Annotated in this window: 21 protein-coding genes; 6 read left to right on the top strand and 15 right to left on the bottom strand. The window is 70.9% G+C overall.

Going from position 1 to position 21,138, the window contains the following annotated elements; all coding sequences use genetic code 11:
* The first annotated feature begins 4 nt into the window (after positions 1 to 4).
* Together ACFWZH_RS07410 and ACFWZH_RS07405 are read left to right on the top strand one after the other, a co-directional pair.
* Positions 5 to 502: a universal stress protein gene (locus tag ACFWZH_RS07410; protein WP_384426642.1), complete on the top strand. Its 498-nt coding sequence runs from the start codon at positions 5 to 7 to the stop codon at positions 500 to 502.
* A 105-nt stretch (positions 503 to 607) separates the two neighbouring features.
* Positions 608 to 1,810: a PP2C family protein-serine/threonine phosphatase gene (locus ACFWZH_RS07405; RefSeq protein WP_384426640.1), complete on the top strand. Its 1,203-nt coding sequence runs from the start codon at positions 608 to 610 to the stop codon at positions 1,808 to 1,810.
* A gap of 79 nt (positions 1,811 to 1,889) precedes the next feature.
* On the opposite strand, the gene ACFWZH_RS07400 is transcribed toward ACFWZH_RS07405, so the two are convergent.
* Entirely contained in the window at positions 1,890 to 2,414 is a 525-nt protein-coding gene (locus ACFWZH_RS07400) for a MarR family winged helix-turn-helix transcriptional regulator (protein WP_384426638.1), read from the bottom strand.
* A gap of 105 nt (positions 2,415 to 2,519) precedes the next feature.
* On the opposite strand from ACFWZH_RS07400, the gene ACFWZH_RS07395 reads away from it, so the two are divergent.
* The 4 genes from ACFWZH_RS07395 to ACFWZH_RS07380 all read left to right on the top strand — a co-directional run bounded on the left by ACFWZH_RS07395 (position 2,520) and on the right by ACFWZH_RS07380 (position 6,587).
* Positions 2,520 to 3,362: an NAD(P)H-binding protein gene (locus ACFWZH_RS07395; RefSeq protein ID WP_384426637.1), complete on the top strand. Its 843-nt coding sequence runs from the start codon at positions 2,520 to 2,522 to the stop codon at positions 3,360 to 3,362.
* A 51-nt stretch (positions 3,363 to 3,413) separates the two neighbouring features.
* Positions 3,414 to 4,817, top strand: coding sequence for an MFS transporter (locus tag ACFWZH_RS07390; RefSeq protein ID WP_384426635.1), 1,404 nt, complete (start codon positions 3,414 to 3,416; stop codon positions 4,815 to 4,817).
* Positions 4,818 to 4,835: 18 nt separating this feature from the next.
* The gene (locus ACFWZH_RS07385; RefSeq protein WP_384426633.1) at positions 4,836 to 5,258 is read left to right on the top strand and encodes a MarR family winged helix-turn-helix transcriptional regulator; all 423 of its coding nucleotides are present in this window, start codon (positions 4,836 to 4,838) and stop codon (positions 5,256 to 5,258) included.
* Positions 5,259 to 5,435: 177 nt separating this feature from the next.
* On the top strand, positions 5,436 to 6,587 hold the full coding sequence (locus ACFWZH_RS07380) for an FAD-dependent oxidoreductase (protein ID WP_384426631.1): 1,152 nt from the start codon (positions 5,436 to 5,438) through the stop codon (positions 6,585 to 6,587).
* Positions 6,588 to 6,609: 22 nt separating this feature from the next.
* Here ACFWZH_RS07380 and ACFWZH_RS07375 read toward each other — a convergent pair whose 3' ends face one another.
* The 14 genes from ACFWZH_RS07375 to ACFWZH_RS07310 form a co-directional block, all read right to left on the bottom strand.
* The gene (locus ACFWZH_RS07375) at positions 6,610 to 7,509 is read right to left on the bottom strand and encodes a TauD/TfdA dioxygenase family protein (RefSeq protein WP_384426629.1); all 900 of its coding nucleotides are present in this window, start codon (positions 7,507 to 7,509) and stop codon (positions 6,610 to 6,612) included.
* A 101-nt stretch (positions 7,510 to 7,610) separates the two neighbouring features.
* Positions 7,611 to 8,978: an LLM class flavin-dependent oxidoreductase gene (locus ACFWZH_RS07370; protein WP_384426627.1), complete on the bottom strand. Its 1,368-nt coding sequence runs from the start codon at positions 8,976 to 8,978 to the stop codon at positions 7,611 to 7,613.
* 43 nt (positions 8,979 to 9,021) lie between these two features.
* Positions 9,022 to 9,996, bottom strand: a complete 975-nt coding sequence (locus ACFWZH_RS07365) for an ABC transporter permease (RefSeq protein ID WP_384426625.1) — start codon at positions 9,994 to 9,996, stop codon at positions 9,022 to 9,024.
* A complete protein-coding gene (locus tag ACFWZH_RS07360) occupies positions 9,993 to 10,844 on the bottom strand; it encodes an ABC transporter ATP-binding protein (RefSeq protein ID WP_384426623.1) in 852 nt (283 codons plus the stop codon). The genes ACFWZH_RS07365 and ACFWZH_RS07360 overlap by 4 nt, the downstream gene beginning before the upstream one ends.
* A gap of 3 nt (positions 10,845 to 10,847) precedes the next feature.
* The gene (locus ACFWZH_RS07355) at positions 10,848 to 11,945 is read right to left on the bottom strand and encodes an ABC transporter substrate-binding protein (RefSeq protein ID WP_384426621.1); all 1,098 of its coding nucleotides are present in this window, start codon (positions 11,943 to 11,945) and stop codon (positions 10,848 to 10,850) included.
* Between the two features lie 347 nt (positions 11,946 to 12,292).
* On the bottom strand, positions 12,293 to 12,370 hold the full coding sequence (locus tag ACFWZH_RS07350; protein ID WP_384426803.1) for a putative leader peptide: 78 nt from the start codon (positions 12,368 to 12,370) through the stop codon (positions 12,293 to 12,295).
* 255 nt (positions 12,371 to 12,625) lie between these two features.
* Complete coding sequence (locus ACFWZH_RS07345) at positions 12,626 to 13,750, bottom strand: LLM class flavin-dependent oxidoreductase (RefSeq protein ID WP_384426619.1); 1,125 nt, start codon at positions 13,748 to 13,750, stop codon at positions 12,626 to 12,628.
* Positions 13,747 to 15,138, bottom strand: a complete 1,392-nt coding sequence (locus ACFWZH_RS07340) for an NtaA/DmoA family FMN-dependent monooxygenase (RefSeq protein WP_384426617.1) — start codon at positions 15,136 to 15,138, stop codon at positions 13,747 to 13,749. Before ACFWZH_RS07340 ends, ACFWZH_RS07345 begins: the two co-directional genes overlap by 4 nt.
* An 18-nt stretch (positions 15,139 to 15,156) precedes the next feature.
* Positions 15,157 to 16,404: an LLM class flavin-dependent oxidoreductase gene (locus ACFWZH_RS07335; protein ID WP_384426615.1), complete on the bottom strand. Its 1,248-nt coding sequence runs from the start codon at positions 16,402 to 16,404 to the stop codon at positions 15,157 to 15,159.
* A gap of 123 nt (positions 16,405 to 16,527) precedes the next feature.
* Complete coding sequence (locus ACFWZH_RS07330) at positions 16,528 to 17,064, bottom strand: flavin reductase family protein (protein WP_384426613.1); 537 nt, start codon at positions 17,062 to 17,064, stop codon at positions 16,528 to 16,530.
* A gap of 49 nt (positions 17,065 to 17,113) precedes the next feature.
* Positions 17,114 to 17,851 carry a GNAT family N-acetyltransferase gene (locus tag ACFWZH_RS07325; protein WP_384426611.1) on the bottom strand — a complete coding sequence of 246 codons (738 nt, stop codon included), beginning with the start codon at positions 17,849 to 17,851 and terminating at the stop codon, positions 17,114 to 17,116.
* Positions 17,852 to 17,996: 145 nt separating this feature from the next.
* Entirely contained in the window at positions 17,997 to 19,022 is a 1,026-nt protein-coding gene (locus ACFWZH_RS07320) for an ABC transporter substrate-binding protein (protein ID WP_384426609.1), read from the bottom strand.
* A gap of 79 nt (positions 19,023 to 19,101) precedes the next feature.
* The gene (locus tag ACFWZH_RS07315) at positions 19,102 to 19,953 is read right to left on the bottom strand and encodes an amino acid ABC transporter ATP-binding protein (RefSeq protein WP_384426607.1); all 852 of its coding nucleotides are present in this window, start codon (positions 19,951 to 19,953) and stop codon (positions 19,102 to 19,104) included.
* Positions 19,950 to 21,032: an ABC transporter permease subunit gene (locus ACFWZH_RS07310; RefSeq protein ID WP_384426605.1), complete on the bottom strand. Its 1,083-nt coding sequence runs from the start codon at positions 21,030 to 21,032 to the stop codon at positions 19,950 to 19,952. The genes ACFWZH_RS07315 and ACFWZH_RS07310 overlap by 4 nt, the downstream gene beginning before the upstream one ends.
* Positions 21,033 to 21,138: the final 106 nt, after the last annotated feature.

The raw sequence follows: 21,138 nt of genomic DNA, 5'->3' as shown, positions 1-21,138 counted from the left end.
ATTCGTGACCGTCATCGCCTGGATCACCGAGGGCACCTGGCCCGCCTGCGTGGACGCCGCCCGCGCCCACGCACCCGAGGACGCCGAGATCGTGCTGCTGCACATCACCGGCCCCGAGGTGTCCGGCGCCGCCCACGGCGCCTACGCCGGCCTTCTCGGCCGCGCACGCCCCGAACGCGACCCCGGCACGGCGCTGGAACACCTGGCCGCCGCCTCCGCCGAACAACTCCTGACCGACGCGGCGGCACGCCTCGGACGCCCCTGCACACGCCGTGAACGATCCGGCCGCGCCGAACGCGAGGTCGTGGCGGCCGCCGACGGCGCCGACCTGCTCGTCCTCGCCCGCGACGGCGACCACACCCACCTCGGCCCCCACAGCCTCGGCCCCGCCGGCCGCTTCATCGTCGACCACGCCCCCTGCCCCGTCCTGCTGGTCTGGCCGGAGACCACGCCGGGCATCGCCACCGTCCCCCCGTCGCCTCCACACCCGCCTCGCCACTGACGACGCCGCACTCGGCCGAGTCGACCGACACGACCGATACGACCGACTCGACGAGCAGAGACATCGGGCCAGTGGTCCCGGAGCACGCTCGTCAGTCGCGCCCGGATGGTGCAGGGTAGAGGGGTGGCCGCCCGGCAGCGTTTCGCCGGACTGTGGCAGCCATGGCAGTCGAGCCACGCGCTGTTGTTGATCCCACTCGTGCTCATCGTGGTGATCACGGTCGTCGACCTGCTGGTTCCGGCCGATGTCCACCTCGGCCCGCTGCTGGTCATCGCACCCGCGATCACCGCGTCGTTCGCCGGTCCCCGCCTGACCGGGGTGGTCGGGGGCCTCGCGGTGGCGGCCCAGGCGTTCATCGGGTGGCACTTCGGCGTGCTGTTCTCCCGGAACGTGATGGTGCAGATCCTCGCGCTGGCGGTGCTGTCCTTCCTGATCGTGTGCTTCTGCGTGGTGCGCGAGCGGCGGCGCAAGGAGCTGGACCAGGTGCGGTCGGTCGCCGAGGCCGCCCAGCACGTCCTGCTGTGGCCGCTGCCCGAACAGCTCGGCCCGCTGCAGGTCGCCTGCCTGTACCTGGCGGCGGAGGACGAGGCGCAGATCGGCGGGGACCTGTACGCGGCCACCCGCATCGACGGCGGGGCCCGCGTGATGATCGGTGACGTACGGGGCAAGGGCCTGGACGCCATCGGAGAGGCCGCTCTCCTGCTCGGCGCCTTCCGCGAGGCCGCCCACAAGCACGTCACCCTCCCCGAACTGGCCGCCGGCCTGGAACAGAGCGTGACCCACTACCTGCCCGACTTCGAGCGCGAGGAGGAGGCCGGAGAGCGCTTCGTGACCACCTTGCTGCTGGAGATCCCCGACGCCGACCCCCTGACCCGGATGACCAGCTGCGGCCACCCTCCGCCCCTGCTGCTCCACCCCGGCGACGCCGACCCCGTTCCCGTCCACCCCGCGCCCCCACTGGGCGTCGGCTCCACCAGGCCGGAGGACTACACGTTGGACGTGTTCTCCTTCGAGCCCGGCGACACCCTGCTGCTCTACACCGACGGCGTCATCGAGGCGCGCGACGCCCACGGCGCCTTCTATCCGTTCGCCCAACGCGCCGCCCAGTGGACCGACCACAGCCCAGAGAATCTCCTGCACCACCTCCGGCGCGACCTCCTCGCCCACGTCGGCGGCCGCCTCGCCGACGACGCCGCCCTGATCGCGATCCGCCGGACACCGCCCGGCCACCCGGGCCGCCGCCACAGGAGAGCCCTCCACGCCGACGCGATCCACCACCGGCCCCAGACCGCAGCGCCATCGCGCTGACCAGCTGCCACAGGCCTACGGGCCCGCGCTCGGCGGGCAGGGCGGCGGTACGTCGTCCGGGGACAGGGGCCGGGACGGCTCAGTGCGGAGCGTTGCTGCCCGGGCTCCGGTGGCGCAGGGCGTCCTGGGAGTCGACGTACTTGAGCATGAGGCGGGCGAAGTCCAGGCGCTCCTGCTCGGTCCAGTCGGCGGTGATGGACTCGAAGGCCGAGCGCTGGTGGCGGGCGAAGCGGGCCATCAGCTCGCGGCCCTCGGCGCTGAGGTGGAGGACGGTGCGGCGGCCGTCCCGCTGGGAGGCCGCGCGCACCAGATAGCCGGCCGAGATGCAGTCGGAGACCATGCGGCTGGCCACCGACGGATCCACGCCCAGGTGCTGGGCGACGGCGCCGACGGTGATCTCACCGGCATCGGGCTGCCCGTCCGACTCGCCCCCCGTGGCGTCCTGTTCGGCCTCCAGGACGACTCTGAGCACCAGCGTACGGCTGAGGTCCTTCTGGGAAATCGGGTCCTCGACCTCCAGGAGCGAGGAGCGCCGCAGCCTCCCGAAGGCCGGACCCACTGCGTCCAGCAGCTCGTCCGCGGTCTTCGACTCGCGCTTCGTCATGCCCCCATCGTACAGACATGAATGTCTCCACGAAGGCATGTGTTGACTTGCAAATGTGTGCGTGTCAGCATGCATATGTCTTCAAGCATCGAACGGAGCACCTTCATGACCCTCCTCATCACCGGCGCCCGCGGCAAGGTCGGCCAGGCCGTCATCAGCCGCCTGCACTCCGCCGGTCTCACCGTCCGCGCCGCCAGCGCCCACCCCGCCGAACTCACCACCCCGGACGGCGTCGAGGTCGCCGAGCTCGCCCTCGACCGGCCCGAGACCTTCGACTCCGCGCTCCGCGGTGTCCGCCAGGTCTTCCTCTACCCCCAGCCGGCCGGCATCCGGGAGCTGGTCAAGGCCGCCGAGGCCGCCGGCGTCGAGCACGTCGTCCTGCTCTCGTCCTCCTCGGTCCTGGGCCCGGACGCCGACAACGACCCGCTCGCCGGCCACAGCCTCCAGGTCGAACGCGCCCTCGCCGACTCCGACCTCATCCGCACCTTCCTGCGCCCGGACGCCTTCGCCAGCAACTCCCTCGGCTGGGCCTACTTCATCGGCCGGTCGCTGCCGATCCAACTCGCCTATCCGGACGCGCACATCGCGCCCATCCACCCCGACGACATCGCCGACATCGCCGTCGAGGCGCTGACCGGCACCTCCCTCACCGGCCGCTCGGTCACCCTGACCGGCCCCGAATCGCTCACCTTCCGCGAGCAGATCGCCGTCCTGGCCGAAGCCCTCGGCCACCGGATCGCGGTCGAGCACATCACCCGCGCCGAGGCCGAGCAGCAGATGGGCCGCCACATGCCCGCGCCGATGGTCGCCTCGCTGCTCGACCTGTGGGAGGCCGCCGACCACGGTCCGGCGGCCATCGCCGACACCACCCAGACCCTCCTCGGCCGCCCCGCCCGCACCTTCCGGCAGTGGGCCCAGGAGAACGCCACCGCCTTCACCCGGCACTGACCCGGACGGGCCGGCACCACACCGGTCCGTCCCCTCACCCCAAGGGATTCCATGTCCACGGCCTTGCACCAGGCCCCCGCCACCCCGCAGAACACGACCGACCGCCGACGATGGGCCGTCCTCGCCGTCGTCCTCTTCGCCGCCGTCCTCGACCTCCTCGACGCCACGATCACCAACGTCGCCGCCCCGACCATCGCCGACGACCTGCACGGCGGGGACGCCCTCGTCCAGTGGCTGGGCGCCGGTTACGCACTGGCCATGGGCGTCCTGCTGGTGGTCGGCGGCCGGCTCGGCGACAAGTTCGGCCGCCGCCGCCTGTTCCTGACCGGCCTGATCGGTTTCACGCTCGCCTCCGTCGCCTGCGGCCTGGCCGCCGGCCCCACCTCCGTCATCGGGTTCCGCCTCCTCCAAGGAGCCTTCGGGGCCCTCGTGATCCCCCAGGGCTTCGGCATCCTCGGCGCGGTCTTCCCCCCGAACGAGATCGGCAAGGCGTTCGGCGTCTTCGCCCCCTGCCTCGGCCTGTCGGCGATCGGCGGCCCGGTCCTCGCCGGGGTCCTCATCGACAGCTTCGGCTGGCGCTCCATGTTCCTGATCAACATCGCACTCGGCGGCCTCGCGATCGCCCTGGCCGCCCGGCTGCTGCCGCGCGACGCAGGCGACCGGACGGTCACCGTCGACGTGCCGGGATCCGGACTGCTCGCCGCCACGATGCTCGGCCTCCTCTACGGCCTGATCGACGGCTCCAGCCACGGCTGGACACTCGTCCCGGTCCTCTCCCTCACCGCCGGCGCCCTGCTCTTCGCGCTGTTCTGCCTGCGCCAACGGAGCGCCGCCAGCCCGCTCATCGAACCCTCGCTGCTGAAGAACCGCGGCTTCACCTCCGGCCTGATCCTCGGCCTCGTCTTCAACGCGGCGGTCACCGGTCTGCTCCTCGTGCTCTCCCTCTTCCTCCAGGACGGACTGCACCGCACCCCGACCCAGACCTCCCTCGGCCTCGCCCCGGTCGCCGCCGGCATCATCGTCGCCTCGATCGCCGCGCACCGTCTGATGGCCCGTCTCGGCCGCACGCTCATCCTCGTCGGCCTGCTGCTCACACTGACCGGCACGCTGTCGCTGCTCGGCCTGCTCCACGCCACCAGCCCGACGGCGTGGACACTCGTCGCCCCGGTCTTCGTCACCGGCCTGGGTCTCGGCACCTGCTTCGGCACCGTCTACGAGATCACCCTCGGCGACGTCGGCCCGAAGGAGTCGGGCAGCGCCAGCGGTGCCCTCTCGGCCGTCGCACAACTCGCCAACAGCATCGGCGCCGCGGCCATCACCACCGTCTACTTCCACACCGCCGGCGCCCCCGCGACCGCGGCCGTCCACAGCCTCGCCGTGGTCGCCGCAGCCACCCTCGCCTGCTGCGCCCTCGTGCGGCTACTGCCCCGTCGGGCCCGGACCCGGCACCACTGACCCGCTCAGGAGCACGACATGAAGCCCATCGGTCACTGGCTCAACCGCACCGACCACGCCCTCACCACCTATATGGACGCCATGCTGGCCGAGTTCGGCCTCACCCGGATCGCCTGGCAGGTCCTCAACGTCGTCAAGGACGATCCGGCGGCCACCGACACCAAAGTACTGACCGTTCTGGCCGCCAACGCCGACGCCGGCTGCCTGACCGCCGCCGTCGAGACGGTCCTCACCGACGGCTGGGTCGCCCGCCCGGAGCCGGGCCGCCTCACCCTGACCGAAGACGGCCGCGCCCGCCTCGCCCGCGTCGCCGAACGCGTCCACGCCTTCCGCGAGTTGTCGACGGCCGGCATCTCCCGTGACGAGTACCGGATCGCCGTCTCCGTCCTGGAACGGATGACCCGCAACCTGGAGGGCGCGGCAGAACAACCGGCCCGGTAGGGAGGGCGCGGCAGAACGCGGACGCCGTGCCGGTGAGGTGTCGGGGCCGAAGGTGCGGTGTCGGTCGCCTATCGGGGACTGTCCCTGCGATGTCGGCGGCCCGTCGGCAGGGCCTGACACCTTTTCGGAGACGGCCGGCCGGAGCTCACCGGGCGGCCCAGATCCCGAGGAGCCACCATGCACACCCCCGTCACGATCATCGGCGCAGGGCTCGGCGGACTCACCCTGGCCCGCGTCCTGCACGTCCACGGAGTACCGGTGACGGTCTACGAGGCGGAGTCCTCCCCGGCTGCGCGATCGCAGGGCGGGATGCTCGACATCCACGACCACAACGGGCAACTCGCCCTCGAGGCAGCCGACCTGATGGACGAGTTCCACGCCATCATCCTGGAGGGCCGTCAGGCGCTGCGGATCCTCGACCGGGACGGAACCGTGCTGCTCGACCAGGCCGACGACGGCACGGGAGGACGTCCCGAGGTGCAGCGCGGTGAGCTGCGACAGATCCTGCTCGACGCGCTCCCGGCCGGCACCGTCCGGTGGGGGCACAAGGTCAGCAGCACCCGCGCCCTCGGAGAGGGGCGCCACCAGGTGACGTTCGCCGACCGTGGCAGCGTCGTCACCGGTCTGCTGGTCGGCGCGGACGGCGCGTGGTCGCGGGTCCGGCCGCTGCTCTCCACCGCCACACCCGAGTACGCCGGCACATCGTTCGTCGAGACCTACCTGTTCGACGCCGACACCCGGCACCCGGCCGCCGCGAAAACGGTCGGCGGCGGGATGCTGATCGCGCCCGCGCCGGGCAGGGAGATCTACGCTCACCGGGAACGCGGCGACACCCTGCACACCTACGTGGCGCTGTCCAGGCCGCTGGACTGGTTCGCCACCGTCGATTTCACCGATGCCGCGGCGGCCCCGGCGCGGATCGCCGAGGAGTTCGACGGCTGGGCACCGGAGCTCACCGCGCTGATCACCGACGGCGACACCGCGCCGGTCCTGCGCCCCCACTACGCTCTGCCGACCGGGCACCGGTGGGACCGGGTGCCGGGGGTGACCCTGCTCGGCGACGCCGCCCACCTCGTGGCCCCGAACGGCGAAGGCGCCAACCTGGCCATGCTCGACGGCGCCGAACTCGGCAAGGCCCTCGCCGCGCACCCCGACGACATCGAGGCCGCGCTCAGCGAGTACGAGCAGGCCATGTTCCTCCGCAGCACCGAGGTCGCCACTTATGAGGGTGCCGAGCTCCACTCCATCGACTCCGACGACAACACGGCCCAGCGCCTGATCGACCTGTTCGCCGCGAAGGGCCAACCAGCGGACCAGGCCCCGAACTGATGCTCTCCTTCCGGACCGGGCCTCAGGCCGCGGCTGGTGTGTAGTGGTCCGCGTCGCCGCCTTCGAGAGCGCGGCTGGAGGTGCCGTCGACGCCCACCGGGGCATCCCCTGCGACGGTCACCCGGTGCAGCAGGCGCGGCAGGTCGCCGTAGTCGTCGGGGGCGTAGTGCTGGGTGCTGCGGTTGTCGAAGAGAACGAGGTCGCCGGGAGCCCAGGCCACCCGGACGATGTTCTCCGGCCGCGTTACGTAGGACTGGAAGATGCGCAGCAGGTCCCGGGACTCGGAGGGGCCGAGGCCCTCGATGGTCTGCGCGAAGCCCCCGATGAACAGGCCGCGCTCCCCCGTCTCGGGGTGCACGCGCACCACCGGGTGGGCGGTGCGGTACGTGCACGAGACGAACTGTTTGCGGTGCTCGGCCGCCTTGTCGTTCTTCGGGGCGGCGTAGTCGTAGTCGTTGGTGTGCACCGCCCACAGCCTGTCCGCCAGCTCGCGCAGCGGTTCGGGCAGGTCCTGGTAGGCCGCGGCCGAGTTGGCGATCAGCGTGTTGCCGCCGTAGGGCGGGACGACGATGCTGCGCAGCGTCGATGCCTTCGGGGGTGTGCGGACGAAGGTGACGTCGGTGTGCCAGTGGTTGGCGCGGATTCCCTCGTCCCCGTCGACGGGCAGGATGTTGGGCTGCCCGTCGACGGACGGGACGGTGGGGTGGGCGGTGGTGAGTCGGCCGAAGAGGCCGGCGAAGCGCAGCTGCCCGGCGTCGTCCAGCTGCTGGCCGCGGAAGACCAGCGCCTTGTGTTCCAGCAGCGCCGCGTTGATCTCGGCGACGATCGCCGGGTCGAGGTCGGCGGAGAGGTCGACGCCGACGATCTCGGCGCCGATGCGTCCGCCGATCCGGCGGATGTCGAAGCCTGTGCTGGTGCTCATGGGTGGGTTCCTTTCAGGGGTTTCGGCAGGTCGGGGGTCTCAGGAGGTGATGGGCAGGGAGGTTCCGTCGGCGCCGGGCTCCGTGGTGAGGTCGGGCCCGGTCATGCCGGCTGTTCCTCGGCGGCGCGGGCCGAGGGGGCGAGCCGGGCCGCGGGGCGAGGCAGGCCGTAGTGCTCGCGCAGGGTGCGGCCGGTGTACTCGGTGCGGAACAGGCCCCGGTCCTGGAGGATCGGCACGACGTGGTCGACGAAGTCCTCCAGGCCGCCCGGCAGATGCGGTGGCATGACGTTGAAGCCGTCGGCGGCTCCCTGGGTGAACCACTCCTCGAGTTGGTCGGCGATCTGCTCGGGGGTCCCGGCGAGGACGCGGTGGCCGCGCCCGCCGCCGAGGCGCGCGATGAGCTCGCGCAGGGTCAGGCCGTCGCGCCGGGCCAGTTCGGCGACCAGGGTGAAGCGGCTCTTGTTGCCGTTGATGTCCCGTACCTCGGGCAGCGCGGGCAGCGGACCGTCCAGCGGCAGGCCGGTCAGGTCGGTGCCGAGCATCCCCGACAACTGGGCGAGTCCGTACTCCGGCACCTGGAGGTCGGTCAGTTCCTGCTCGAAGGCGCGGGCCTCCGCCTCCGTCGAGCCGATGACCGGGCAGATCCCGGGCAGGATCTTCAGGTCGTCCTCGGCCCGTCCGTAGCGGGCGAGGCGGCTCTTCAGGTCCTTGTAGAAGGCCTGGCCGTCGGCGAGGGTCTGCTGTGCGGTGAACACGGCCTCGGCGTACTGGGCGGCGAACTCCTTGCCGTCCTCGGACGAACCGGCCTGCACCAGCAGCGGGTGACCCTGCGGGCTGCGCGGGACGTTCAGCGGCCCCTGTACGGCGAAGTGCTCGCCGCGGTGTTCGATGGGCCGCACCTTGTCGGGGTCCGCGTAGATCCCGCGCTCGCGGTCGAGCAGGACCGCGTCGTCCGCCCAGCTGTCCCACAGCTTGGTGGCGACGTCGACGAACTCCCGCGCCCGGTCGTAGCGCAGGCCGTGTTCGAGGTGTGCGTCCTGCCCGAAGTTGCGGGCCTCGTCGACCGTGCCGGAGGTGACGATGTTCCAGCCGGCGCGCCCGCCGCTGAGGTGGTCGAGGGAGGCGAACTTCCGGGCGGTGTGGAAGGGCTCGTTGAAGGTGGTGGAGACGGTGGCGATCAGGCCGATGCGCTCGGTCACCGTCGCCAGGGCGGACAGGAGGGTGAGCGGTTCGAAGCCGCCGAGCGCGTTGTGCTCGACCTTGCCCCACAGGGCCAGGCCGTCGGCGAAGAAGACCGAGTCGAGCTTGCCGCGTTCGGCGGTCCGCGCGAGGTGCTGGAAGTAGCGCCGGTCGGTGACGCGTTCGGGCTGGGTACGCGGATGCCGCCAGGCGGCGTCGTGGTGGCCGGCGTTCATCAGGAAGGCGTTGAGATGAAGGCGGCGGGGGCGATGGGTGCTGGTTGCGGGCATGGAGAATCCTTCCGGGTTCCTTGCGCGGGGACGGATACCGGCGTCAGCCCGTCGTGGGGACGCGCCACGAGCTGAGCCGCTTCTCCACGGCCACCAGCAGCTGGTTGAAGGCCACGCCGATGACGGAGATCGTGACGATGCCCGCGTACATCTGCGGAATGGCGAAGTTGTACTGGGACGCGTTGATCAGATAGCCGAGGCCGGCCTTGGCGCCGATCATCTCGGCGGCGACCAGGACGACGATGGACACCGCCCCGGCCAGCCGGATTCCGGTGAAGATCGTCGGCACCGAGGCCGGCAGGATCACCTTCTGGAACAGCCGCGGGGCGGACAGGTCCATGGACTTGGCCAGCCGCAGCAGGGTGGGGTCGACGGTGCGTACCGCGCTGATGGTGTTGAACAGGATCGGCCAGGCGCACGCGTACACCACGATGGAGATCTTCGACGTCTCCCCGATGCCGAGGAGCAGGACGAACACCGGCAGCAGGGCCAGGGCCGCGGTGTTGAGGAAGACCTGCAGCAAGGGGTTGAGGAGATCGGCGACGGGCCGGTACCAGCCGATGAGCAGGCCCAGCGGTACGGACACCGCGACGGCGATGCCGAATCCGCTGAACGAACGCACCAGGCTCGCCTGTGCGTTGTCGGCGAGCTGGCCGTTGGCCACGAGTTCCCACCATGCCTGGGCGACCTCGCTGAAGGGCGGCAGGAAGGTCCGGTCCACCAGGCCGAAGCGGGGCGCCAGCTCCCATACCAGCAGCAGGGCGACGATCGCCGCCGATTTGGTGGCGCCGGTCAAGGCCGCGCGCAGGATGCGCGGTACCACGGGAGCGCGGTGGAGCCGCGGCCTGCTCGGCGCGAGCGGCAGGGCGGCCGCGCGCTTCTCCGCGGGCTTCTCCGTGGGCTCCGTCCGGGTGCCGGCGGTCGGTACGGCGAGTTCCTCCGGAGCCGTGCGCTCCTCCGGGGCCGTGCGCTCCTCCGGGGCCTTGGGGCGGGTGCGCGAACCACTTGCGAGACTCATACGGAGACCTCTTCCTTCTCCAGCAGTTGGGTCCTGGTCACCTCGTCGTGCAGCAGCGTCCAGATCTCGTGGCGGTACCGTGCGAACTCGGGGCTGGACCGCAGGTCGTCCGTCGCCGTGCGGGAGTCGAAGCCGATCGGCACGACCTGCTTGATGCGGCCGGGCCTGGAGGTCATGACGGCCACCCGCTGACCCAGGTAGACGGCCTCCTCGATGCCGTGGGTGATGAAGACGACGGTCTTGCCGGTGCGCTGCCAGATGCGCAGCAGCTCGTCCTGGAGCGACTCCCTGGTCTGGGCGTCCAGCGCGGCGAACGGCTCGTCCATCAGCAGGACGTCGGGGTCGTAGGCGAGGGAGCGGGCGATGGCCACACGCTGGCGCATACCGCCGGACAGCTCGTGCGGATGACGGTGCTCGAATCCGGTGAGCCCGACCAGGTCCAGGTACTCGCGGGCACGCGCGGCGCGCTCACGTCGTGGCACGCCGGTCGCCTCCAGGCCGAACTCGACGTTGCCCAGGGCGGTGCGCCAGGGCAGCAGGGCGTACTGCTGGAAGACGATGCCGCGGTCCAGACCGGGCCCGGTCACGGGTTCCCCGTCCAGGAGGATCCGTCCGTCGGTCGGCCGGGCGAGCCCGCCCAGCAGGTCCAGGAGCGTGGACTTGCCGCATCCGCTGGGGCCGACCACGACGACGAACTCCCCGGCGTCGATCCGCAGGTCGACGCCGTCCAGAGCGGTGAACTCACCGTCCCCGTGCGCCGATCCGCGGCGCTGGGCCCTCCCCCTCTTGGCGGGAAAGACCTTGCGCACCTGCTCGAACTCGATCTTCGGTGTGGTGGATCCCGGCATGGCTCAGCTCCCGCTCTTGGAGGTCGGCTCGGCCGCGGACGACGGGCCCTTCGGATCGTTCTTCCGGCCGTCCTTCCGGCTGTACGCGTTGAACTCGTTGGTGTAGAGGTCCGACGCCTTGACCTGGCCCTTGTCGATGTCACCGCGTTCGGCGAGCCAGTCGATCCACAGTTGGAGGTCCTTGTCGGTGACCCGCCCGCCGGTCTCGGCGACGCCGAAGGACTTCCAGTACTTCAGGGGTGCGGTGTCCTCGTTGCGGCCACGCTTCCTGACGATCTCGATCTGCCGCTCGATGACCTTCTCGCGCGGTGTGGCGCGGGCCCATTCGATGGCGCGGGCGATGCCCGTGACGAAGGTGCGCGCGGTGTCGGGGTTCTGCTTCAGGAAGCGGTCGTTCACCACATACGTGCCGGCGGAGAAGTCGCCGAGCAGCTGGTGGTCGGTGAACAGCGGCCGGATGCCGCCGGACTGCAGGGCCTTGTCCCGCAGGATGTCGCCGAGGACGCCCACCTGGATCTGCTTCTGCCGCAGCGACTGCTCGGTGTTGACCGGGGGCACCACCAACGGCTCGACCTTCTTGATGTCCGCCTGCGACAGGCCGTGGCGTTGCAGGTAGATGTCGAGCATCGCCTCGGAGTGCGCGCCGAGGGTGTTCATCCCGATCTTCTTGCCGATCAGGTCACGGGCCGAGCGGATCGGGCTGTCCTTGAGGACGTAGAAGCCGTTGTAGGCGGCCTTGTCGACGCCGTAGTAGCTGATGACCGCGGTGATGGGCGCCTTCCTCGCGGCGAGTTTGACGACGGCCCCGTTGAACGCGCCGCCGAAGTCGACCTGTCCGGTGGCCGCCGACTGGATGTCCTGCGGCCCGCTGATCGTGTTGCCGACCCACTTCAGCTTCACGTCCTCCAGGAAGCCCAGGTCCTCGGCCAGTTCGGGCAGGATGACCGAACCCGCCCAGCCCTGGTACCGCAGGGTCCTGGTCTGGTCCTTGGTCGAGCCGCCGCCCCCGGCGCCGCAGCTGACCGCGACCGCCGAGAGGCCCAGCAGGGTGAGGAACTGTCGTCGGTTCGATGGGGTCGTCAGCGCGCTGAGGGAGCTCATGGAAGGGTCCTGTTCACGTCGGTGGGTGGAGCACGGCGGTACGCGTACGGCGTTCCGTCGCGGACACGGGGAGAGCGGGTGCGGCGGCCGGAACCGCCATCCCGATTTCCGGCGGCGCAAAGCCGGCCCGCGGTACGAAACCGAAAAGGGGAAATACGAAGGGCAGGGTGAAACAAAGGGGCTCGCGCACCGAATTCCGCGGATTCCGGGTGGGGACGCGGCGAGAATCACCAGGCGACGGGGAAATCCCGGGCGAGCGGATGCACCGGGATCAAGGGTCGCTCAGAAGCTGACGCCGAGCGGCGGCTCCAGCGGCCATCGGCCGCTCTCATCGGCCGCTCTAGGGGTCAAGCGGCACAGATGGCACTGGCCTGGCGTCGCAGATCGACGTGCAGGCGTGCGGTGAAGTTCTGCAAAAGACTCACACTCGGAGGCTGGCAGCGAAATTCGGCCACGTCAATGACGCAACAGCCCTTGTCTCACTATCTGATTCTCCCGCCACGCACGCGCAGCATTTCGTTCACAATCGCAGTCGCAGAGGGCCCCTGAGGACAGGGGTCGGCGCAGCCGGACCGACTGGAATCCGGCAGCCCCGTGCGCGGTGGGTCGGCCTCCGGGTGACCTTTCGGTGATCGCCGGGGGACCTCCGGGGGACCTCCCCACCGCGCACGGGCGCCAGCTCATCTGCGCTGCCACTCCTCGGCCAGCAGCTCGTAGGACCGCACCCGGTCGGCATGGCCGTGCGTGAGGGTGGTGATGAGCAGTTCGTCGGCTCCGGTGGCCTCCTGGAGCCGCTCCAGTTGGTCGGCCACCCGGCCCGGGGAGCCGACGAACTGGGTCTCGACACGGTCGGCGACCAGTCCCCGGTCGGCGTCGGTCCACACATGGGAGCGGGCCTGCTCGGGCGTGGGGAACTCGATCGCGCCCTCGGCGGTGCGGATGCTGCGGACCCACAGGCCGTAGCCGGTGGCGAGTTCGCGGGCGGTCTCGTCGTCCTCGGCGACGACGACATCGGCCGAGACGCTCAGATACGGCTTGTCCAGCACGTCGGAGGGCAGGAACGCGGCCCGGTAGCCCTCCGCCGCCTCCAGCACGGTGGCCGGGCTGACGTGGTAGTTCGCCGCGAACCGCAGACCGTTGCGGCCGGCGACCTCGGCGCTCTGTCCGCCGCTGCTCCCCAGGATCCACACCTCCACGTCGGCGCCCTCCCCCGGGACGACATGTGCCTCGATGCCGTCCGCGGACCGGTAGGTGCCGGCCAGCAGCGCGAGGATGTCGTCGACCTGCTCGCCGTAGTCCTGGGACTCGGCGCCCGGCTGCTGGAGCAGTCGGCGCTGGAGCGCGACCCTGGGCGAGCCCAGCAGGTGCGCGAAGGAGAAGCGCTCCGGGATCCGCAGCCCGTTGGGGGCGCGGCCGTCGACGACGGGCGTCGCGGTCGGCAGCGGGGCGGCGGGCGGTCCGGCCGGGCGGCCGCCGGAGCGTCCCAGGCCCAGGTCGAGACGCCCGGGGTGCAGGGCGTCGATCAGGCCGAACTCCTCGACCGTGGACAGTGCGGTGCGGTGACCGAGCTGTACGGCGCCGGCGCCGAGCCGGATCGTCGACGTCGCGGACGCGGTCAGGGCGAGGACGACGGCGGGTGAGGTGCCCGCCACGCCGGGATTGAGGTGGTGTTCGGCGAACCAGTAACGGGCGTAGCCGAAGCGCTCTGCCTGCCGGGCCAGGTCGATGGAGTTGCGGAGCGCTTCTGCGGCCGTGGAGCCGGACGAGATCGGGACCAGGTCGAGGACGCCGAGGGGGGTACTCATGACGCCGCCCGCCGGCCCCGCGCCTCGGCGTCGGGATGGTCCAGGCCGAGATGGTCGCGCAGAGTGGTGCCCTCGTACTCCGTGCGGAACACTCCGCGCTCCTGGAGCAGCGGGACCACGGTGTCGGCGAAGACGTCGAGGCCGCCGGGGGTGAGGTGCGGGACGAGGATGAAGCCGTCGGAGGCGTCCGCCTGGACGAGTTCGTTGATGCTCTCGGCGACGCTGGCCGGGGAGCCGATGAACGACTGGCGGGTGGTGGTCTCGATGACCAGCTCGCGGATGGAGAGGTTCTTCGCCTCGGCCCGCTCGCGCCACTCCTTGGCGACGGCGAACGGGTCACGGAACTGCCGTACGCTGGCTCGGCCGAGGGCGATGGTGTTCTCTCCGGGGACCGGGTCGACATCGGGCAGCGGGCCCTCCGGGTCGTACGCGGACAGGTCCCGGTTCCAGACGTGCTCCAGGTACTTGAGCGCGGTCGCGCCGCTGACCTGCTGCCTCCGTACCTCGTGGGCGAGTTCCCGGGCCTCGGCGTCGGTGTCACCGAGGACGAACGTCGCGGCGGGCAGGATCAGCAGCTGGTCGGGCCTGCGCCCGTAGCGGGCGAGGCGGCCCTTGACGTCCTGGTAGAAGGCCTGCCCCTCCGCCAACTTGCTGTACCGGCTGAAGATCGCGTCGGCGCTGGAGGCCGCGAACTCGCGCCCCTCGTCGGACTCTCCGGCCTGGAAGATCACCGGGCGTCCCTGAGGGCTGCGCGGGACGTTGAACTGTCCGCTGATGTCGAACTGCTCGCCCTGGTGGACGAAGGCTCCGGCCTGGGCGTCGCGCAGGAAGGTGCCGGTCGCCTGGTCGGCGACGATCTCGTCGCCGCGCCAGGAGTCGAACAGCTCGTGGGCCGTGGCCAGGAACTCCTTGGCCCGGGTGTAGCGCTCCTCCTGTGGCAGGAAGCCGCCGCGGCGGAAGTTCTCGCCGGTGAAGGCGTCCCAGGAGGTGACCACGTTCCAGGCGGCCCGCCCGCCCGACAGATGGTCGAGGCTGGCGAACTGTCGGGCGACCTCGTAGGGCTCGTTGAAGGTGGAGTTGATGGTGCCGGTCAGGCCGAGGTGTTCGGTGACGGCGGCCAGCGCGGTGAGGACGGTGAAGGTGTCGGGCCGTCCCACCACGTCGAGGTCGTAGAGCTTTCCGCCCTGCTCGCGCAGCCTCAGCCCCTCGGCGAGGAACAGGAAGTCGAACTTGGCTCGTTCGGCGGTCCGCGCGAAGTGCGCGAAGGAGCTGAACTCGATGTGGCTGCCGGCCTCGGGGGCGCTCCACACCGTGGTGTTGTTGACGCCCGGGAAGTGTGCCGCGAGGTGGATCTGCTTGAGCGGCTTGCCCGTTGACGACGTGCTCATTCGTGAAGTCCTTCCGGCTCAGGCGGTGACGGCGTAGCGGTTGGCGGGGCGGGCGAGCCCCAGCAGCCCGCGCAGGGTGTCGGCTTCGTAGGCGCGCCGGAAGGCGCCTCGGCGCTGGAGTTCGGGGACCAGGCCCGTGGTGATCGCGGGAAGGTCGTGTCCCAGTACGGCGGGGCGCAGCCGGAAGCCGGACAGCCCGACCTCCCTCAACTCAAGGAGTAGATCGGCGAGTTGGGCGGGCGTGCCGGTGAAGATCCGGGCATCGCTGGTGTAGGCCTGTCCCGCGAGGGCGTCGAGGCGGTCCCGGCGGGCCTCCGCGGCGTCCGGGGTGTCGTCGAGGAACACCACCAGGTCGCCGAACAGGTGCAGCGGCTCGTCCGCGCGCCCCGCCGCGTCCTGTTCGGCCCGCACCGCGGCGACGACGGCGCGCGCCTGGTCCGTGTCGTGCGGCGTGACGTACCCGACGTCGGCGGAGCGGGCCACCAGCCGGAACGGGGCACCGCTCGGGTTCTCGTGCGCCAGCGCGCTCACCAGGGGCTGGCCTTGCGGCGGCCGGGGGGTGATCGAGGGGCCCTTGACGCTGAAGCGCCTGCCCTCGAAGTCGATGTAGTGCAGCTTGTCACGGTCGATGAAGCGGCCGGTGGCGACGTCCCGGATCTCCGCGTCGTCCTCCCAGCTGTCCCACAGCCGGCGCACCGCTTCGACGTAGTCGGCCGCCTCGTCGAGGAGGTCGGTCGTCAGGTCCCGTACGGTCGGGGTGTCGAGGTCCCCGAGCTCGAACCGGGGGAACGTACGGCGCCCGAAGTGCGCGGCCTCGTTCGGGCGCGCCGTCACCTGCACGCGCAGGCCCGCGCGGCCGGTGCTCACGTAGTCGAGGGTGGCGATCGCCTTGGAGAGGTGGAACGGCTCGGTGTGGGTGGCCACCACGGTCGGCACCAACCCTATGTGCCGGGTCAGCGGGGCGACGCGGGCGGCGATGAGGACGGCGTCCAGCCGTCCGCGCACCTGGTCGGTACGCCCGTCCGGTTCCAGGAAGTGCGAGGACTGCGGTCCGAGCGAGTCCTCGATCGTCACGAAGTCGAGCAGACCGCGTTCGGCCTCGGCGACGAGGTCGGCCCAGTAGCCGGCGGTGAACAGGTCCCGGGGCCGGGCCACCGGCTCACGCCAGGCGGCAGGGTGCCAGCCCGCACCGTCGAGCGCGACCGCCAGGTGCAGCGGAGCGGAGGAACGGACCGGAGAGTGCGGGGAGGAGGGTGATGAGGACACGATGGGGCGCCTTCCTGAGGGGTCGTGTGTACCGGGAGCGGGCTCGTGTACCGGGAGCGGGCTCACCTCGTCATGAGCGTGGTGATCGGGTGAGCGGGGTGAGCGTCGAGATCGTCGCGATGGTCATGAAGCGCGACGGATCGGTGGGGGGAGCAGTGGACGGGCCGCGGCGAAGGCCCCGTCGTGGTGCACCAGCGCCGTCGCGTCCTGATGCACCTCGCCGGCCTCGACCTCGCCGACGACCAGCAGGTGGTCGCCAACGGGCTGACGCAGCGTCACCCGGGCGATGAGCCAGGCGGGTACGTCGCCGAGGACGGGCAGACCGTCCGCGTGCTCGGTCCAGTCGACCCCCTGGAACCGGTCGGTGCCACTGAGCGCGAACTGCCGTGCCACCTCGGCGTTCTGGGTGCCGAGGAGGTGGACGGCGAACCGGTCGGCTGCGTGCACGGCAGGCGCGGTCGAGGCGCCCAGGCCCAGGCAGAAGGACACGAGGGGCGGCCGCAGCGATACGGAGGTGAAGGAGGTGGCCGTGAAGCCGGCCGGGCCCGGAACGGTGATCACCGTGACTCCGGCTGCGTGGCGCCGCAGGGTGCGGCGGAGGACGTCCTCGGCGGCAACGCCCGTGGAGGGTCGTGCGGGGCGGTTCTCGGAGGTGATCATGACGGTTCCCTTCGGCGTCTGGGAGTGGGCGGGCGGGGCGGCTGCCTGTTCACGGCGTCGGTGCCGGACGACCGCCCGGGGTGCGCACCAGCAGGAAGTTCGTACGACGGCGCAGGGTGAAGCCGATCGACTCGTAGAGGCGGATGGCGTGGGTGTTGCCGGCGTGGGTGTGGAGGAAGGGGGTGTCCCCGCGCTCCCGGATCCCGGCCGCCACCGCCCGGACCAGTCGTGTGGCCAGGCCCCGCCCACGGTGTGCCGGGTGGGTGCAGACCGCGCTGATCTCCGTCCAGCCCGGCGGACGCACACGTTCCCCCGCCATGGCGATGAGCGCTCCCCGGTGCCGGATGCCGAGGTAGGTGCCGAGTTCGACGGTGCGGGGCAGGAAGGGGCCCGGCTTGGTCAGGGCGATCAGGTCCAGGATCTCGGGGGTGTCGTCGGGCCCGAGGCGCACCGCTTCGGGGGCGGGTTCGGCGCCCAGCCCGGTGTCGACCAGTTGGACGCCCTGCCCGCTCTCCACGGTCTCCCATCCGTCGGGGGCGGCCCGCGCGCCCGTGACGGCGGTGACGGTGTCCGAGCCGACCAACGCGGCCAGGTCCTCCCAGGCCCCCGGGTCGGCCGGGTCGGCGAGGGCGGAGAAGGGGCACACGTCCAGGGGGTAGCGGGCAGCGCGGCCGAGGCGCTCGGCGAACCGAGCATGCGGGCCGGTCAGCGCGGCCCAGACGGCGTTGTCCAGGACGTGCGGATCTGCCGGGCTCTGCGCGGGGAGGGGAGAGACGCTGGTGGACATAGTGGTGAGAGGGCTCCGTGGCATCCGTGACATCCGTGGTATCCCCGACATCGGTGTCATCCGTGGCGGACATGGCGGTTCGGTGCGCCCGGGACTGCGACGTGACGCCGGGGTCCCGGGCGGCAGACCTCCGTGCGAGCGTTGATCAGGAGTTTTCGAGCGGCAGACCGGGCGGGTTGACCTGGGAGGTCTCGACGGCCTCGTTGGAGAGGTTCCAGGCGGCCAGCCACTTGGCGTACTGGCCGTGCTCGATCAGGTAGTTGATCGCCTCGGAGACCGGCTCAGCCAGCCCGCTGCCCTTCTTCGAGGTCGCCGCGATCAACCCCTGGAGCTTTGCGCCGGCGCCGGAGAACTTGCCCGCACTACGCGTGGCGTTGGGGGTCTTCGCCGTCCGGGTGATGTGGTACGCGATGCCGGGGTTGGGGCCGAAGTGGGCGTCGATCTTCCCGCTGTTCAGCGCCAGGTAGACGCTGTTGGCGTCCGGGTAGTACTTGACGGTGAGGTCCTTGCCCTCCTTCTTCAGCTTCGCCTTCCACTCCAGCAGGATCTTCTCCTGGTTGGTGCCCCGGCTCACCGAGAACGTCCTGCCGGCGAGGTTGTGGTAGTCGCCCTCGAAGTTCCAGGTGCTCTTCTTCGGCACCTCGAACCCCAGGTTGTCCTGCCGGTAGGTGGCGAACTCGTACTTCTTCTTGCGTTCCTCGGTGTCGGTGACGTTGGAGAAGGCGGCGTCGACCCGGCCGCTGTCGATGCCGACGAACAGGTTCTCCCAGGTCGAGTTCTTCAGCTCGGGCTTCAGCCCGAGGACCGCGGCCACCAGCCGTCCGAAGTCCGGTTCGGCTCCGGTGAGGGTCTTCTGGTCGTCGCCCACGAAGGCCAGCGGCGGGAAGCCGGCGGGCAGGGCGCCGACGCCGATGACCAGCTTGCCCTTCTTGGCGATCGGCTCGGGCAGCTTGGCACTGATGGACTTGACCTCGGAGACATTGAGGTCGGTCTCCTTACCGGCTCCGTTGGAGAGGGCGCCCACGGCGACCGTCCCGGACGGCTTGCCGTCTGATCTGCCGGCCGCGTCGCTGTTGCCCCCGCAGGCGGTGATGCCGGTGGCGAGGGTGGCGACGGCGGTGCCCGTGCTGAGGCCGCGGAGGAGTCGGCTGCGGAGGCTGCGGATACGCATGGCTGTCCTTGGTTCGGTGAGCGGTTGTGGTGGCGTGGCGCTGGTTCTTCGGTGGTGTGGCGCTGGGCGAACGGCGGGGTCAGAGCACCTTGCTCAAGAAATCCCTGGTCCGCTCGTGCTTCGGGCGGTCCAACACCTCGGCGGGCGGGCCCTGTTCGACGATCCGGCCCTCGTCGAGGAAGACGACCTGGTCGGCGACCTCACGGGCGAAACCGATCTCGTGGGTGACGATGATCAGGGTGGTGCCGCTGGTGGCCAGGTCCTTGATGACGGCCAGCACCTCGCCCACCAGTTCGGGGTCGAGCGCGGAGGTGGGTTCGTCGAAGAGGATGACCCCCGGCCGCAGGGCGAGGGCGCGGGCGATGGCGACCCGCTGCTGCTGGCCGCCGGACAACTGCCGTGGATAGGCACCGAACTTGTCGGCCAGGCCCACCCGGTCGAGCAGCTCACGGGCCAGCTTCTGAGCCTCGGGCTTGGTCAGCTTCCCGGTGGCCACGGGAGCGGCGGCCACGTTGTCCAGCGCGGTCAGGTGCGGGAAGAGGTTGAAGTTCTGGAAGACGAAGCCGATCCGGCTGCGCTGGCCCAGGATGGCTCGCTCGCTCAGCTCCTTGAGCCTCCCCCGGCCCTCCGCCGGGGCGACCCCCGCCTTGCCGCGCTCGCCGAGCCGGCGCACGCCGATCGGCTCACCGTTCACGCTGACGTACCCGACCTCGGGCTTCTCCAGGTGGTTGATCACCCGCAGCAGCGTGGACTTGCCGGAGCCTGACGGCCCGAGGATCACGGTGACCTCGCCGGGCCGTACCGTCAACTCGACGCCGTCCAGGACCCGGTGGGCCCCGTACCACTTGTGCACGTCGTGGACCTCGACGGCGGCCGGTCGTATCTCGGCGGCCTCAACGGTCTCCGTCTTCTCGGTGATTTCGGTGGTCATATCGCCGCCTCCCTCCGGGCTCGGGCCCGCAGATCACGCAGAGCGGTCCGCGACTTCTGCAACGGCGTCGGCGGCAGGATGCGCGTCGCGCCCCGGGAGAAGTACCGCTCGACGTAGAACTGGACGACGGAGACGGCACTCGTGAGGACCAGGTACCAGACGGTGGCGACCAGCAGCAGCGGGACGATGTCACCGGGGTAGGTGCTGCCCATGCTCTGCACGGAGCCGAACAGATCGAGCAGCGAGACGTAGAAGACGAGCGAGGTGCTCTTGATCAGATTGATCAGCAGATTGACGTAGTTCGGGGTGATGGACCGCAGGGCCTGCGGAAAGACGATCCTCGTGAACTGGTAACCCTTCGGCAGGCCGAGTGCCGACGCCGCCTCGTGCTGCCCCTGGTCGACCGCGAGGATGCCGCTGCGCACCACCTCGGACGCGTACGCCGCCTCGTTCAGGCTGAGTCCGACGACCGCGACGACGATGTCGGTGGCGAGCCGGGACTCGTCGAACGTGAAGAAGGCGGGACCGAACGGCACCCCGAGGCTCAGCGTCTTGTACAGCGCGCTGAAGTTGTAGAGGAACAGCAGCACCACGATCAGCGGGACCGACCGGAACAGCCAGGTGTAGGTCCAGCTCACCGCCCGCAGCACCGGGCTCCGCGAGAGCCTGCCCAGGGCGATGAGGATGCCGCCGAGCAGACCGAGCACGGCGCTGTAGGCCGTCACTTCGAGGGTGATGAGCAGACCGTCGAGGATCGTCGGGCGCAGGAACCAGTACTGGAAGCGGTCCCACTGGTAGAAGGGGTTGGTCACCAGTCCGTGGACGATCTGGGCCACCAGCACCAGCACGATCGCCGTGGCGATCCAGCGGCCTGGTCTGCGCAGCGGCAGCACCCGCTGTGCCGCCGGTGGCCGCGGTGCGGTGCCGTCGTCACCCGGCCGTTCGACCTCGGAAGATCCGGCTCCGGAAGGGCCGGCCTCGGAAGGGCGTACGGGACGAGGCGCGGAGGAGGCTTCGGGGGACTCCTCGGCGGGAGGCGCTGAGGCAAGCGATATCGCAGCGCCGGGGGATTCACTCATGGAGGGCTCCAGCGAATTCGGACACCCCGGCCCACGGATGCGGCAACGGCACGGCGGCCCTGGAGGGGCTCTGCGTGACGATGCGCAGGGGAAGCGTGGAACGGGG

Origin of the sequence: Streptomyces sp. NPDC059008 (assembly GCF_042749045.1) — a bacterium.
Classification (GTDB): Bacteria; Actinomycetota; Actinomycetes; order Streptomycetales; family Streptomycetaceae; genus Streptomyces.
The sequence above is the reverse complement of the archived record's forward strand: the minus strand, read 5'-3'. Positions and strand labels throughout refer to the sequence as shown.

What these genes read in the sequence shown, in the direction of transcription:
- ACFWZH_RS07405 (WP_384426640.1), top strand. Translation starts at nt 608, where the DNA reads ATGGTGCAGGGTAGAGGGGTGGCCGCCCGGCAGCGTTTCGCCGGACTG.
- ACFWZH_RS07400 (WP_384426638.1), bottom strand. Translation starts at nt 2,414, where the DNA reads ATGACGAAGCGCGAGTCGAAGACCGCGGACGAGCTGCTGGACGCAGTG.
- ACFWZH_RS07395 (WP_384426637.1), top strand. Translation starts at nt 2,520, where the DNA reads ATGACCCTCCTCATCACCGGCGCCCGCGGCAAGGTCGGCCAGGCCGTC.
- ACFWZH_RS07390 (WP_384426635.1), top strand. Translation starts at nt 3,414, where the DNA reads ATGTCCACGGCCTTGCACCAGGCCCCCGCCACCCCGCAGAACACGACC.
- ACFWZH_RS07385 (WP_384426633.1), top strand. Translation starts at nt 4,836, where the DNA reads ATGAAGCCCATCGGTCACTGGCTCAACCGCACCGACCACGCCCTCACC.
- ACFWZH_RS07380 (WP_384426631.1), top strand. Translation starts at nt 5,436, where the DNA reads ATGCACACCCCCGTCACGATCATCGGCGCAGGGCTCGGCGGACTCACC.
- ACFWZH_RS07375 (WP_384426629.1), bottom strand. Translation starts at nt 7,509, where the DNA reads ATGAGCACCAGCACAGGCTTCGACATCCGCCGGATCGGCGGACGCATC.
- ACFWZH_RS07370 (WP_384426627.1), bottom strand. Translation starts at nt 8,978, where the DNA reads ATGCCCGCAACCAGCACCCATCGCCCCCGCCGCCTTCATCTCAACGCC.
- ACFWZH_RS07365 (WP_384426625.1), bottom strand. Translation starts at nt 9,996, where the DNA reads ATGAGTCTCGCAAGTGGTTCGCGCACCCGCCCCAAGGCCCCGGAGGAG.
- ACFWZH_RS07360 (WP_384426623.1), bottom strand. Translation starts at nt 10,844, where the DNA reads ATGCCGGGATCCACCACACCGAAGATCGAGTTCGAGCAGGTGCGCAAG.
- ACFWZH_RS07355 (WP_384426621.1), bottom strand. Translation starts at nt 11,945, where the DNA reads ATGAGCTCCCTCAGCGCGCTGACGACCCCATCGAACCGACGACAGTTC.
- ACFWZH_RS07345 (WP_384426619.1), bottom strand. Translation starts at nt 13,750, where the DNA reads ATGAGTACCCCCCTCGGCGTCCTCGACCTGGTCCCGATCTCGTCCGGC.
- ACFWZH_RS07340 (WP_384426617.1), bottom strand. Translation starts at nt 15,138, where the DNA reads ATGAGCACGTCGTCAACGGGCAAGCCGCTCAAGCAGATCCACCTCGCG.
- ACFWZH_RS07330 (WP_384426613.1), bottom strand. Translation starts at nt 17,064, where the DNA reads ATGATCACCTCCGAGAACCGCCCCGCACGACCCTCCACGGGCGTTGCC.
- ACFWZH_RS07325 (WP_384426611.1), bottom strand. Translation starts at nt 17,851, where the DNA reads ATGTCCACCAGCGTCTCTCCCCTCCCCGCGCAGAGCCCGGCAGATCCG.
- ACFWZH_RS07320 (WP_384426609.1), bottom strand. Translation starts at nt 19,022, where the DNA reads ATGCGTATCCGCAGCCTCCGCAGCCGACTCCTCCGCGGCCTCAGCACG.
- ACFWZH_RS07315 (WP_384426607.1), bottom strand. Translation starts at nt 19,953, where the DNA reads ATGACCACCGAAATCACCGAGAAGACGGAGACCGTTGAGGCCGCCGAG.
- ACFWZH_RS07310 (WP_384426605.1), bottom strand. Translation starts at nt 21,032, where the DNA reads ATGAGTGAATCCCCCGGCGCTGCGATATCGCTTGCCTCAGCGCCTCCC.